Below are 13,342 nucleotides of genomic sequence, written 5' to 3'. Positions count from 1 at the left end.
GCATTCGCGTGCTTTGTCCGGCCAATTTATCGGCTATCGGATGAATTGAAACTTCTGATGCCGCGCCGGTACCGATGTGGCGTCGTATCGACGACACTGGACCCATGCGGGTCGCACTGCTGGCCGCCGCGATGCTGGTCGGACTGACCGCGTGCACGGGGTCGTCCGGGTCCCATCCCACCACTGGCCCCGCGACCGCCACGGACCGGACCGGCCCGTGGCGCCGGCTGGCCGACGCCCCCTCCGAGCGCACCGAGGTCGCCGCCGCCGTGTCCGGCACGCGGATCGTGGTCGCCGGCGGGTACCAGCGCGACGGGGGCAGCCTGAAGACCGTCGAGATCTACGACACCGCCACCGGCGCCTGGACGGCCGGGCCGCCGCTGCCGCTCGCCGTCAACCACGCGATGGCGGCCGCGGTCGGCGGGGTGGTCTACGTGTTCGGCGGCTACCTCGGCGACGGCACCCCGAGCGCGGCGGCCTTCCGTCTCGCGGCCGGCGCGGCCCGGTGGGAGTCGGTGGCGGACATGCCGGAGGCGCGCGGTGCCGGTACAGGAGCGGCACTGGGCACTTCGATCTTCGTGGCGGGCGGGATCGGCCCGGGCAAGGACGTCCTGGCCGCCACGACGCTGATCTACGACACCGTGACCGAGCGGTGGCGCTCCGCACCCGGACCGCCCACCCGGCGCGAGCACCTCGGCGGCGCGGCGGCGGGCGGGCTGTTCTACACCGTCGGCGGCCGGACCTCCGCCGGCAACCTCGCCACCGTCGAGTCCTACGACCCGGCCACGGGTGCCTGGACGCGGCGGCCCGACCTGCCGACCGCGCGGGGCGGTCTCGCCGCGACCGGCACCTGCCACGGCTGGGTCGTCGCCGCCGGCGGTGAGGGCAAGGCGACATTTCCGCAGGTGGAGCTCTTCGACCCGGCGACGCAGCGGTGGCGGGCGCTGCCCGGCATGCCCAACCCGCGGCACGGGCTCGCGGTGGTGACCGTCGGCTCCACCCTCGTCACGCTGCCGGGCGGGCCGCAGCCGGGGCTGTTCGTCGCCGCCACCACGGAGTCCCTCGAGCTCGACCCGTGCTGATCAGTCCCCGTCGCGGTGCCCGCGGCGCAGCAGCCGGTTGCGCTGCCAGACGAGGTACGCGAACAGCGCGATCAGCATCATGATCACGCAGAGGAACTTGGCCATCGGGTCAGCCTACGGCGCGCCCGCCCGACCAACCTCCAGCCCTCGGCGCCGGGCCAGCCGGGCCAGCGCCAGCGCGTCGCGCACGGCGGCGCAGCCCGGGTCGTTGTTGCAGTAGACGTACGACTCGCCGAACTGCGCCAGCCGGCCCGCCCACGTGTCCAGCGCGGTGCGGCCGTACCGCGGCCACGGCTTCGCCCGCCCCTCGTGCAGCCGCAGGTAGCCCCAGTCGCTGGTCGCCCACAGCGGCGTCACCGGCCGGCTGCCCCGGTCGGCCCAGCACAGCGCCGCGCCACGGTCGCGCAGGACCTGCCGCACCTCGTCGACCCACCACGAGGTGTGCCGCGGCTCGACCGCCACCCGCACCCCCGCGGGGAACGCGGCCAGGGTCGCGTCCAGCGCCGCGACGTCCACCCGCATCGTCGGTGGCAGCTGCAGCAGTACCGGCCCGAGCCGGTCACCCAGCCCGCCGGCCCGCTCCATCAGCCGCCCGACCGGCTCCTGCGGCTCGCGCAGCCGGCGGACGTGGGTCAGGTACCGGCTGGCCTTCACCGCTACGACGAAGTCCCCCGGCGTACGGTCGCGCCATCCCTCGAACGTCGAGCGCTCCGGCAGCCGGTAGAACGCGTTGTTCACCTCGACCGTGCCGAACACGCCCGCGTAGTGCTCCAGCCAGGCGCGCTGCGGCAGCTCACGGGGGTAGAACGGGCCCCGCCAGTCGCGGTACTGCCAGCCCGACGTGCCGATCAGCATCATGCCCACCGGATACCCACAAACGGCGGCTTCCGCAGGGCCTGTGTCGCCTACGTGTACGTAGTTCGGTCGTGCGGCCGACTACGTATGCCTGCCCGATGCGATTACGTAAGCGTGACCGATGCCGCGTGGGCCTTACCGCGCGACGATGGTGACACACGGATCGCAGAGGAGCACCGACATGAACGTCCACCCGATTCTCCTGACCGAGCTCGTCCGCCAGCGCCAGCTGCACATGCTCGACGAGGCGAAACACTGGTCAAGCCGCGTAAAGCTGCGCCGCAGAGCGCATCGCTCCGGCACGGCGGCCTGACCGGCCCGCAACCCCGCAGCCCCGGATGCCTCCGCGGCTGCCGCACCACCTCCCTCCGGGTGCGGCAGCCGTTGGACCGTCCGGGGCTGCAGTGCGTCCGGGGCCAGGTGGGTCCGCCGCCCGGTGCGTCCGCCGCCGGCGTCCGGTGGTGCCGGTGCGGCGGTGACTACGACCGCCGACCGGGTCTAGGTACCGGCGCGGCGGCCAAGATACGTAACAGGTACAGATGGAAACGGCTCCTTACCCGACCAGGATGGGGACATCACCGAGTGAAGGAGCCAGCCATGATGCACCCAGTGTTTCTCTTCGTGCAGGTCCAGCACCGTCAGGAGGACCTGCTCGGCCTCGGCCGCGGCCCCCGGCGCGCCGGCGGGGACGACCGGCCGTGGTGGCGCAGGTCGCGTCCGTCACAGCCATCGCACCGCCCGCCCGCCGGTAGGCTGGTGGCGTGCGGGCCAGCCGTAGCGGAGTGAGCCAGGTGATGGTCGGCCGCGACGATGAGCTGCGCCGGTTGCGGCGGCTCCTCGACGGGTCCGAGCCGTCCATCGCCATGCTCGGCGGCGAGCCGGGCATCGGTAAGAGCCGTCTGGTGCAGGAGCTGATCACGGGCTTGCCCGAGACGGTGCCGGTGCTCGACGGGCAGGCCGATCCCGGCACGCTGAGCCGGCCGTTCGAGGTGCTGCTCGACGCGATCGACAGCTGCCACCGCTCGGCCGGGCTCGACCCGGAGCTGCTGGTGACCGTCACCGACGCGTCCCGGTCGATGATCGACCGGATCCAGGCCGGGCTGGAGATCGTGCGGCTGCTGACCACGCCCGGGCCGTCGGTGGTCGTGTTCGAGGACCTGCACTGGGCCGACTCGGAGAGCGTCGCGCTGTTCGAGCGGATCGCGGACCTGCCCGGCAGCCGGCTGCTCATCGGCACCTACCGGCCCGACGAGGTCACCCGCCGGCACCCCCTGGCCGATCTGCTGACCCGGCTCGAGCGGCGGTACATGGTGACCAACGTGCGGCTGGAGCGGCTCAACCTCGCCGAGACGTCACGGTTCCTGAAGTCCGTGACCGGCCGGCCGCCGGCGTACCGGACGGCGCTGTCACTGCACAACCGCACCGGTGGCAACCCGTTCTTCCTCGAAGAGCTGATCAAGGCCAACGGCGACGAGGACCTCGACACGCTGTGCGACCGGCCGCTGCCGTGGAACGTGGCCGAGGCGCTGCGGCGCCAGCTCGACGACCTCGACCCGACCGAGAAACGCATCGTCGAGGCCGCCGCGGTGCTCGGCCGCAAGGTCCCGTTCGACCTGCTCGCAGCCGTCACCAGCCACAGCGAGCCGGAGCTCATCGACGCGCTGCGGGTCCTCGTGCGGCGCGGGCTGATGGTGGAGACCGGCGACGACGAGTTCAGCTTCCGGCACGCACTGACCCGCGAGGCGCTCGCCGACGAGCTGCTCGCCCGCCAGCGCCGCCGCCTGCACGAGCTGGCCCTGGAGACGCTGCTGTCCACCGGCAGCAAGGACTACGCGCTCGTCGCGCACCACGCCCGCGGCGCCGGCCGCTACCTCGACATGGTCGAGGCCGCCCGGCGCGGACTGGCCACCTACCTGGCGATGGGCTCGCCGTACCAGGCGCTGCAGCTGGCCGAGATGGGCCTCGACGAGCTGCCCGACGACGTGGAGCTGCTCTCGTGCGGGGCGCGCGCCGCGTGGCTCGCCGGGCTCCTCGACGACGCCCAGGAGCTCGGCCGCCGCTGGCTCGCCGCCGCCGGCACCCGCGCCGACCGCGCCGACGCGCTGCGGCTGCTCGTGCGGCTCAGCTGGGAGATCGGCAGCAGCGGCAGCATGCAGGAGCGGGCCGAGGAGCTGCGCGCCGAGATCGAGCCGCTCGACGACGGGCCGGCGAAGGCCCACGCGTATGCGGCGATCGCCCAGGCGTACATGCTCATGGACAACACCGAGTGCGCCATCGAGTGGGCGGACAAGGCGATCAGCCTCGGCGAGCGGCTCGGGCTGCCGGCCGTGTGGCTGGCCGGCAAGGTCGAGAAGGGCTCGGCGCTGGTCAACTTCGCCGCCGGCGTCGACGACGGCATCAAGCTGCTCAACGAGGCGGCCCAGGAGGCCGAGCAGGCAGGCGAGTGGCTGCTCGCCGCCCGGTCGCTCAACAACCTGTACAACCTGCTGCCCGGCGGCCCGGCCGACTGGGCCGCGGCGCTGGAGCGGATGCGGACGTTCGCTGAGCGGGCCGGCTTCGAGTCCCTCGCCGTCGCCGCGTACTTCCAGGGCCGCGCCCGGCTCGCCGTGCAGGAGGGCAACCTCGGCGGGGCCCTCGCCGAGCTGGAGTCGGCCCGGCGGCGCGACCGCGGCCTGCTGCGCACCCGCAACGGCATCGACTACCACGGCGTGTTCTTCGCCGGGCTGCTGCTGGAGGCCGGCGAGCTGGACCGGGCCGACACCGTCATCCGCGGCATGGTCGAGGCGACCGACACGTACACGATGCTGACCCAGACGTCGGTGCCCGGCCTGCAGTTCCACCTGGCCGCCCGGCGCGGGCACACCGACCAGGCCCGCGAGCTGCTCCGGGCGGTCCTCGACGCGGTGCGGGTCACCGGGGTCACCGGCCGCGACTTCGCCCACGACCTCATCTCCGCCGGGCTCGTCGGCGGGCTCGGCGTCGACGAGCTGCGGCCGGTCGCCGCCGCGATCGACGACCCGTTCTTCGACGACGCGTGGCGGTGGCTCGCCGACGCGCAGATCGCCGAGGCCGCCGGCGACCACACCGCCGCGCTCGCCGGCTACCGGCGCGCGGTCGCCGAGCCGTCGATGCTGCTGCCGGCCACGAAGGGCTCCGGTCACGTCGGCGCCGCCCGCTGCCTGGTCGCCCTCGGCGACCTCGACGGAGCCCGCCAGCATGTCCGCACCGCCGAGCCGCTCCTCGCGCGCTGGTCCGGGTGGCGGGTCGCGGAGCTGTCGGCGCTGCGCGGGCGGCTCGGCCTCGGCGGCCCCGTCGCCGGCGACCAGGCCCTGACGCCACGGGAGCGGGAGGTGGCGGTGCTGCTCGCGGAGGGCCTGACCAACGCCGAGCTGGCCCGTCGGCTGTACATCTCGCCGCGGACCGCGGCCGTGCACGTCTCCAACATTCTGAGCAAGCTCAACCTGGAGTCGCGGACGCAGATCGCCGCGTGGGTCAAGGCCGGCAGCTGAGGGGGCCTGCCGCACGTCCCGCGGGTCGTCGGCGGTCGTTCTCCGGTACGACCCGGTCGCGGCGGCGTCGCACGTCACATGCAGCCCGTATCGTGAGCGGGGTGCTGGTCGTCACGAACGAGCTCGCCGGGCGGACCGAGGCCGATGCCGTCGAGGCGGTCCTGACCGTCCTGCGCGACGCCGGCGACGTGGAGACGGCGGCCTGCGGCGACGCCGGCGACGTGGACCGGATCCTCGACGCGCGCCGCGGGCGCCGGCTGGTGGTCGTCGGCGGTGACGGCTCGCTGCACACGATGGTCGGCGCGCTGCTGCGCCGGGGCGAGGCCGGCACGTGCGAGGTCGCCCTGATCCCGCTCGGCACCGGCAACGACTTCGCCCGCGGCGTCGGCATCCCCGTCGACGACGTCGCGGCCGCCGCCCGGCTCGCCGCGACCGGCACGGCGCGCCCGACGGACCTGATCGTCGCCGACGGTGCCGGGGTCGTCGTCAACGCCGTCCACGTCGGTGCCGGCGCCGAGGCCGCGTTGAAGGCCCGGCCGCTGAAGCGGTGGCTGAAGATCGCCGCGTTCCCGATCGGCGCGGTCCTCGCCGGGTTCACCGCGCGGGGGTGGCGGCTGCGGGTCACCGTCGACGGCGCCGTGGTGGCGCGCGGGCGGCGGCGGGTGCTGATGGCGGGGCTGTCCAACGCCCCGACGATCGCCGGCGGCACCGGTGCGCTCGGCCCCGCCGCGGACCCGACGGACGGCCTCGCCGACGTCACCGTCTCGTTCGCCGTCGGGCCCCTCGCGCGGGTCGGCTACGCCCTCGCCCTGCGCAAGGGCCGCCACCCCGGCCGGGACGACGTGACCCACCTGCGCGGCCGTGACATCCGCATCGAGGGCGAGCCGTTCCACGTCAACGCCGACGGCGAGCTGACCGGCCCGTTCCGCTCCCGGCACTGGACCGTCGCGCAGGGCGCCTGGCTCCTCGTCCGCTGAACCCGCACGCCTGAGCCGCCCGTCAGGCCAGTCCGGCGAGGCGCAGCAGCAGCCCCTTCACGTCCGTCGCGTCGACCGACTCGGGCGCCACCGCCGGGTCGCTGCACATCCACACCGGCCCGTCGTCCACCGTGGACGGCAGCAGCCCGTGGGAGCCCTTGACCGCCCGGGCGCCGGCGTCCAGGCCGACGACGCTCATCATGTACCGCATCCCGAGCTTCTTGCGGGCCAGCGCGACCCCGGCCCGGGCCTTCGCCGCGCCCGGGGCGGCCGGGTCGAAGAGCAGCTCCGCCGGGTCGTAGCCGGGCTTGCGGTGGATCTCGACCAGCTGCGCGAAGTCGGGGCGGCGGGCGTCGTCGAGCCAGTAGTAGTACGTGAACCACGCGTCGGGCTCGGCGAGCAGGACCAGCTCGCCGGCGCGCTCGTGGTCCAGGCCGGTGCGCTGCTTGCCGGCGGCGTCGAGGACCTCGCCGACGCCGGGCAGGCCGGCGCACAGCTTCTGCACCAGCGGCAGGTCGGCGGCGTCGCGGACGTACACGTGCGCGACCTGGTGGTCGGCGACCGCGAAGGCCCGCGACGTCCACGGGTCGAGGTACTCCATGCCGTCCTGGGTGTAGACGTTGAGCAGCCCTTCGGCGCGCAGCAGGCGGTTGACGTCGACCGGGCGGCTCGCGTCGGTGATGCCGTACTCCGAGAGGACGACGACCGTGACGTCCCGCGCGGCGGCGGCCGCCAGCAGGGGAGCGACGACGTTGTCCAGCGCGGCGGCGGCCTTGGCGGCCTCCGGCGAGGACGGGCCGAAGCGCTGGAGGTCGTAGTCGAGGTGCGGCAGGTACACCAGGGTCAGGTCCGGCGACTTGTCGACCAGGATCTGCTCGGCGGCCCTGGCGATCCACTCCGAGGACGGGATGCCGGCGCCGGGTCCCCAGTACGTGAACAGCGGGAACTCGCCGAGGCGGGCGGTCAGCTCGTCGTGCAGCGCGGGCGGGAACGTGTAGCAGTCCGGCTCCTTGCGCCCGTCGGCGTAGTAGATGGGGCGCGGGGTCACGGTCCAGTCGACGTCGGCGCCCATCGCGTACCACCAGCACACGTTCGCCACCGTGTAGTCCGGCTTGACCCGGCGGGCGGCGTGCCACAGCTTGTCGCCGCCGACGAGGGCGTTGTGCTGGCGCCACAGGAAGATCTCGCCCAGGTCCCGGAAGTACCAGCCGTTGCCGACGATTCCGTGGTCGGACGGCATGGCCCCGGTGAGGAACGTCGATTGCACGGAGCAGGTGACCGCGGGCAGCACGGGCCGCAGCGGCACCGCGGCGCCGACCGCGGACAGGCGCGGCATGTGCGGCAGCAGCCGGGGCGTCAGCCCGACCACGTCGAGGACCAGCAGGGGCTTGCTCATCGTGGCTCCAACGTCTTGAGACCGAGGTCGTGCAGGGTGTCGCGGGCGTAGGCGAGCTCGGCGGCCATCCCGGCGGCGAGCTGCTGCGGCCCGGTGGGGCGCTGGGACGGCGGCAGCACGCCCCAGGTGTACGTCTCGACCTCGAGGTGGTCGCAGCCGGCGACAGGCCCGCCGAGCAGCACCGCGAGGCCGGCCCGCAGCACGCCGGTGGTCGCCTCCAGCGGCGGCTCGGGCGAGGCGTGCAGCGGCACGTGGTAGTGCACCCGCCACGGGCCGTCGGCCCCGCTGGCGAGCGCCTCGTCGAGGTCGTCGAACGACGCCGCGCAGCCGCGGGAGCGGGTCTGGTGCATGAAACGGGGCTCGACGTACCCGGCGAGGGCCGGCGCGCCCGGGTCGTCGACGGACAGGGCCGCCGACACCTGCACCTTCACCACCGGCAGCCCGGCCCGGGCGAGGCGCTGCACCGCGGTGACCGGGTCCTCCCAGGCGCACGCGAGGTGCGCGAGGTCGACGCAGACGCCGAGGTACCTGGGGTCGACCCGGGACAGGTGCACGGTCGCCTGCAGGGTGTTCTCGATGACGCACCCGGGCTCCGGCTCGAAGGCGACCCGGATCGGCCGGTCCAGGAACGACAGCCCGTACGCGAGCTGGTCCAGGGCCCGGTTGACCGCGCCGACCTGCGGGCTGTCCCACGGGTCGCGCCAGCCGAGCGGCAGCGTCGAGATCGAGCCCCGCGCGGCGTCGTCGGGCAGCAGGTCCACGAGGACCCGGGCGAGGTCCATGGTGTACCGCAGCCGCCGCGGGTCGGCCCAGTCCGGCAGGTACACGGCCTTCTTCACCACCGGCGCGTGGAACGCCTCGTAGGGGAACCCGTTGAGGGTCACCACCTCCAGGCCGCGCACGTCCAGCTCGCGGCGCAGCCGGCGGCGCAGGACCGGCTCCGCGGCGAGGGCGGCGGCGACCGGCGCGGCGAGCCACAGCCCGAGCCCGAGGACGGCGGTGTCGAGGTGCGACCGGACCCGGGCCGCGTAGACATCGAGTTGCGTGAGGATGCCCGGCAGGTCCTCCGCCGGGTGGACATTGGTCCCGTAGGCCAGGTGCACGACCTGGCCGTCGGGGTGTCGCAGCCGCATCACGACCCGCCGCGGAGGATCGAGTTCCCCTCGAAGGTCGCCGGCAGGGGAGCCCCGATGGTGTCGAGGTCGGAGACGTCGAGCCGCTTGGACTGGCCGTAGAACTCCACCGGGTTGCGCCACAGCACCCGGTCGACGTCGTCGTCGCTGAACCCGGCGGCCAGCATCGCCTCGCCGGTGTACCGCGTCAGCAGCGGGTCGGAGCGGCCCCAGTCGGCGGCCGAGTTCACCAGGACCCGGTCCAAGCCGTGCTCCTGCAGGATGGCGACCATCCGCTGCGGGGTCATCTTCGTGTCGGGGTAGATCGAGAACCCCATCCAGCAGCCGCTCTCGGCGACCCGCGCGACGGTGACCTCGTTGAGGTGGTCCACGACGACCCGGCCCGGGTCGATGCCCGACTCGCGGACGACGGCGAGGGTCCGGTCGGTGCCGCGGGCCTTGTCGCGGTGCGGGGTGTGCACCATCGCCGGCAGCTCGTGCTCGACGGCGAGGGCGAGCTGCGCGGCGAACACCTCGTCCTCCTCCGGCGTCATCGAGTCGTAGCCGATCTCGCCGACCGCGACGACGCCGTCCTTCTCCAGGTACCGCGGCAGCACCTGCAGCACCTCGCGGCAGCGGGCGTCGTTGGCCTCCTTCGGGTTGAGCGCGATCGTGCAGTGGTGCCGGATGCCGAACTGGGAGGCCCGGAACGGCTCCCACCCGACGAGGGAGTCGAAGTAGTCGGTGAACGAGCCGACGCTGGTGCGCGGCTGCCCGAGCCAGAACGCCGGCTCGACCAGCGCGCGGACCCCGGCGGCGGCCATCCGCTCGTAGTCGTCGGTGGTCCGTGACGTCATGTGGATGTGCGGGTCGAAGATGCGCATCACGAGACCCTCTCCTGAAGACGGTGCAACAGCGCCATGGCGTCCTCGGCGACGGCGCGCCCGGCGGCGGTGCGCTCCTCGACGAGCCCGGCGAGCATGGTGGCGAGCTCGGCGTCGGCGCGCGTGTCGAGGTCGGCGACGGCGGCCAGCGGCAGGCCCATGAAGACCGCCTTCAGCACGCCCTGCCGCCACGCGGCGTCGGGCAGGCACGCGGCGGCGGGGCCGAGCGCGGCGGCGACGAGCCGGGTGTCGTTCGTGCGCAACGCGTCGAGCAGGATCCCCGGCGCGGCGTCCTGCGGCGGCAGCAGCGGCAGCGCCCGCAGCACGGCCCGCTTCTCCGCGCCGTCACCGTACCGGTAGAGCGGCTCCAGCTCGGTCTGCAGGGCGCTTGCGGGCATGCGGGTCAGCAGGAGGACCCGGGCCGCGTCGTCGACGGTCCAGCCGGGCAGCCCGGTGAGGGCCCACCGCCCGCAGCGGCGGCCGGCGGCGGGGAAGAGCCGGCCGATCGCCGAGGGCTGCCGGGCCACGGTCTCGAGCGCCGTGTCGAGCCACACCGTGTCCGTCAGCTCGGCGGTGAGGGAGTCGTACAGGTTCATGGCACCTCCTGGAATCGGTCCAGTGCCTGCGCTTCGGCGGCGCGCAGGAACGCGAGGGAGTCCCGGGCCACGGCGGGCGCGGCGTGGCTGTGCCGGGGCAGCTCGACGGCGACCAGGCCGCCGTAGTCGGTCTCGGTGAGGGCCCGCAGCACCGCCGGGAAGTCGACCTCGCCGGTGCCGAACTCGAGGTGCTCGTGCACCCCGCGGCGCATGTCGTCGATCTGCACGTTGACCAGCTGCCCGGCGACGCGCCGGACGCACTCGTCGGCGGGCCACGGCTCCAGGCAGCGGCAGTGGCCGATGTCCAGGGTCAGGCCGAAGTGGACGGGCGCGCCGAGGTCGGCGCGCAGCCGCTCCCAGTCCGTGATCGACTCGACGAGCATCCCGGGCTCGGGCTCGAACCCGAGCATCATCTCCGCGCCCTCGGCGGCGGCGAGCACCTCGGCGCAGCCGGTGACGAGCCGCCGCCACGCGACGTCCGGCGGCAGCCCGGGCGGGCGCACCCCGGCCCAGAAGCTGACCGCCTCCGCGCCGAGGTCGGCGCCGATGCGCACGGCCCGGCGCAGGAAGTCGACGCGCGCCTCGGGCTCGTCGTCCTGCAGCGTCGGCGCGTGCTTGTGCCACGGGTCGAGCAGGAACCGGGCGCCGGTCTCGATGACGACGCCGAGGCCGAGCTCCTGCAGCCGCTGCCCGAGCGCGCGGACGTGCCGCCACAGGTTGCTGTCGTACGGGTCCAGATGATGGTGGTCCAGCGTCAGGGCCACCCCGGTGTAGCCGAGCCCGGCGATGACGGTCAGCGCGTCGTCGAGGCGGTGGTTGCTGAAGCCGTTCGTCCCGTACCCGAACCGCAGGCTCATGTCGGTGACAGCCGTTTCGCGAGGTGCCGGCCCAGCGGCGCGGCGGCCGCGACGGCGATCCCGGCGATCGGTGCGCCGGCCCGTGCGGTGAGCGCGCCCTGCAGCGTCGGCAGGTTGACGATCCCGGCCCCGACCGACGCCCGGATGTTGCCCGCGGTCGGTTTCTCGAGAGCCCGCAGCTGCGCCTCACCGTAGCGTTTCGCGTACCAGCCGGACAGCGCGAGCGGGATCAGCGACCGCCATCCGGGGCGCCGCGACGGCAGCGCCGCCGACACCGCCACCGCGGCGGACCCGGCCAGCGTGGCGGCGGGCAGCGACGGCGTGGAGCCGTGGACCTCGGCGCGGGACAGCGCGGTCACGGTGTACGTGTGCGCGAACACCGTCGCCGCCGGGTACACGGCCCGGCGCAGGCGCCCGCCGCTCGCGCCGAGGAGCACGTCCAGCGCGCGGCAGGCCGCCATCGCCGCCGGTCCCGCCGGGGTGTTCTTGAGCTTGAGGTCGTAGGCCCACACGGTGCCGGCGAGCGGCACGGCGACGGCGAGGGCGCGGCGGCCGCCGGCCAGCCCGGCGAGCGCGACGCCCGCGGCGGTCAGGCCGGCCGCGACCCCGAACGCGGCCCCGGGTGTGACGCGGCCCGACGGGATCGGCCGCTCCGGTCGTTCGACTGCGTCCAGGTCGCGGTCGGACCAGTCGTTGGCGGCCATGCCCGCCCAGTACAGCAGGACGGATGAGGAGGCGAGCAGCGGCGTGCGCGGCCCCAGGGTGCCCGCGGCGGCGGCCCCCGCGACGACGTCACCCGGCACGCTCAGCGCCGCGGGCGCCCGCACCAGCTCGGCGAGCGTCCGCCAGTCGAGGACCTGCCCGCCGGGTCGGGCGGCGGGGGTGCTCACAGCGACCGCACGAACGTGGCGAGGGCCTCGAACTGCGCGCCGAGCGCGTGGTCGACCTCGCCGAGCGGGTCCTTGAAGAAGAACGCCAGCTCGGTCAGCGGCCCGACCCGCCCGGCACCGTGCGCGGCGGCGGTGAGCCGGGCCAGGTCCAGCACCAGCGGCGCGGCGAGCGCGGAGTCGCAGCCGTGCCAGGTGAACTCCATCCGCATCGGCGTGCCGAGGAACCCGGCGAACGTGATGAGGTCCCAGGCGGTCTTGAAGTCGCCGATGTCGGGCACGTACTCGATGCGGGTGTGGCCGTCGGGCTGGTAGCCGAGGGTCTCGCTGAGCACCCGCTGCTTGCTGGCCGACTTCGCGGCGTTGGCGGCGGGCTCGGCCAGGGTCGCGCCGTCGCCGCCGCCCAGCAGGTTGGTCCCGGACCAGGACCGCACCCGCAGGTTGCGCATGGCGAACATCGGCGCCAGCACCGACTTGATCAGCGTCTCGCCGGTCTTGCCGTCGTGCCCGGCGTAGGGCACCCGGCTCGCCGTGGCCAGCTCGTGCAGGGCGGGCAGGCGGGCGCCGGTGGACGGGGTGAAGTCGACGAAGGCGCAGCCCGCCTCGAAGGCCGCGTACGCCATCAACGCGCTGGGCGGCAGCGTGTCGAGCGCGTCGCGCAGCGACTCCAGGCTCGTGTGGGCGGGGTGGGGCGCCGCCGCGGCCTCCGTGGAGGCGACGTTGACGACCACCACCCGGGCCAGGCCGTGCCGCCGCCGGAAGTGCAGCAGGTCGGCGGTGACCGCGGCGGCGACCTCGGCGGCGGTGCCGTGCGGCAGTGGACGGATCTCCTCGTCCACCGCCGCCAGCTCCGAGTGCAGGGTCGCCACCAGCCGGGCCGGCACCACCCCGGACTCGGCGAGGGCCTCGGCCTTCTTCACCACGCTGATGGTGGCGATGTCGTGACCGCCGAAGACGAGGTCGCCGAAGGCGGGCAGCGCGTCGCTGCGCAGCACCGGATGCTCGGTGACACAACCGATCGGCTCGGTGAGCCCGGCGCGCACAGCGGCAGCGCCGACGATGCTGGTGACGGCGACGGAACCGCGCGCGCCTACCAGCCACACACCCGTTCGCACCGGGCCCTCCCATGACCGTTGGAGTTGTGTGACGATCTTGTGGCGACATCGCCGACTGTCGCTTGAGTTGGC

At 74.4% G+C, this 13,342-nt stretch carries 12 protein-coding genes; 4 read left to right on the top strand and 8 right to left on the bottom strand.

The annotated features are described in order from the left end of the window. Nucleotides 1-104: 104 nt before the first annotated feature. Nucleotides 105-1,082: a Kelch repeat-containing protein gene (locus tag OP18_RS34835; protein ID WP_052387775.1), complete on the top strand. Its 978-nt coding sequence runs from the start codon at nt 105-107 to the stop codon at nt 1,080-1,082. A gap of 114 nt (nt 1,083-1,196) precedes the next feature. Here OP18_RS34835 and OP18_RS34830 read toward each other — a convergent pair whose 3' ends face one another. Beyond that, nucleotides 1,197-1,940, bottom strand: a complete 744-nt coding sequence (locus OP18_RS34830) for a DUF72 domain-containing protein (protein WP_033363419.1) — start codon at nt 1,938-1,940, stop codon at nt 1,197-1,199. A 178-nt stretch (nt 1,941-2,118) separates the two neighbouring features. Between OP18_RS34830 and OP18_RS62050 the strand changes: the two genes are divergently transcribed. The 3 genes from OP18_RS62050 (at nt 2,119) to OP18_RS34820 (ending at nt 6,423) form a co-directional block, all read left to right on the top strand. Beyond that, entirely contained in the window at nt 2,119-2,250 is a 132-nt protein-coding gene (locus OP18_RS62050) for a hypothetical protein (RefSeq protein ID WP_260710334.1), read from the top strand. A 448-nt stretch (nt 2,251-2,698) separates the two neighbouring features. Then, nucleotides 2,699-5,446 (top strand): ATP-binding protein, encoded by a 2,748-nt coding sequence (locus tag OP18_RS34825; protein WP_245635628.1) that lies wholly within the window; start codon nt 2,699-2,701, stop codon nt 5,444-5,446. A gap of 101 nt (nt 5,447-5,547) precedes the next feature. Further along, nucleotides 5,548-6,423, top strand: coding sequence for a diacylglycerol/lipid kinase family protein (locus tag OP18_RS34820; protein WP_033363417.1), 876 nt, complete (start codon nt 5,548-5,550; stop codon nt 6,421-6,423). 22 nt (nt 6,424-6,445) lie between these two features. On the opposite strand, the gene OP18_RS34815 is transcribed toward OP18_RS34820, so the two are convergent. The 7 genes from OP18_RS34815 to OP18_RS34785 are packed head-to-tail and all read right to left on the bottom strand — an operon-like array spanning nt 6,446 to nt 13,270. Continuing rightward, nucleotides 6,446-7,819: an alkaline phosphatase family protein gene (locus tag OP18_RS34815; RefSeq protein WP_033363387.1), complete on the bottom strand. Its 1,374-nt coding sequence runs from the start codon at nt 7,817-7,819 to the stop codon at nt 6,446-6,448. After that, complete coding sequence (eboE, locus tag OP18_RS34810) at nt 7,816-8,952, bottom strand: metabolite traffic protein EboE (protein ID WP_033363386.1); 1,137 nt, start codon at nt 8,950-8,952, stop codon at nt 7,816-7,818. Before eboE ends, OP18_RS34815 begins: the two co-directional genes overlap by 4 nt. Further along, complete coding sequence (locus tag OP18_RS34805; RefSeq protein WP_033363385.1) at nt 8,952-9,815, bottom strand: TatD family hydrolase; 864 nt, start codon at nt 9,813-9,815, stop codon at nt 8,952-8,954. Before OP18_RS34805 ends, eboE begins: the two co-directional genes overlap by 1 nt. Next, on the bottom strand, nt 9,815-10,411 hold the full coding sequence (locus tag OP18_RS58820; RefSeq protein ID WP_033363384.1) for an EboA domain-containing protein: 597 nt from the start codon (nt 10,409-10,411) through the stop codon (nt 9,815-9,817). Before OP18_RS58820 ends, OP18_RS34805 begins: the two co-directional genes overlap by 1 nt. After that, nucleotides 10,408-11,268 carry a sugar phosphate isomerase/epimerase family protein gene (locus OP18_RS58815; protein ID WP_033363383.1) on the bottom strand — a complete coding sequence of 287 codons (861 nt, stop codon included), beginning with the start codon at nt 11,266-11,268 and terminating at the stop codon, nt 10,408-10,410. The genes OP18_RS58820 and OP18_RS58815 overlap by 4 nt, the downstream gene beginning before the upstream one ends. Next, the gene (locus tag OP18_RS34790) at nt 11,265-12,158 is read right to left on the bottom strand and encodes an SCO3242 family prenyltransferase (RefSeq protein WP_052387773.1); all 894 of its coding nucleotides are present in this window, start codon (nt 12,156-12,158) and stop codon (nt 11,265-11,267) included. Before OP18_RS34790 ends, OP18_RS58815 begins: the two co-directional genes overlap by 4 nt. Continuing rightward, the gene (locus OP18_RS34785; protein ID WP_033363382.1) at nt 12,155-13,270 is read right to left on the bottom strand and encodes an inositol-3-phosphate synthase; all 1,116 of its coding nucleotides are present in this window, start codon (nt 13,268-13,270) and stop codon (nt 12,155-12,157) included. The genes OP18_RS34790 and OP18_RS34785 overlap by 4 nt, the downstream gene beginning before the upstream one ends. Nucleotides 13,271-13,342 lie beyond the last annotated feature (72 nt).

The sequence above is a fragment of the Dactylosporangium aurantiacum genome (assembly GCF_000716715.1).
Lineage (GTDB): Bacteria > Actinomycetota > Actinomycetes > Mycobacteriales > Micromonosporaceae > Dactylosporangium > Dactylosporangium aurantiacum.
Note: the sequence above shows the minus strand (reverse complement) of the source record. Positions and strands in the feature narration are given on the sequence as shown.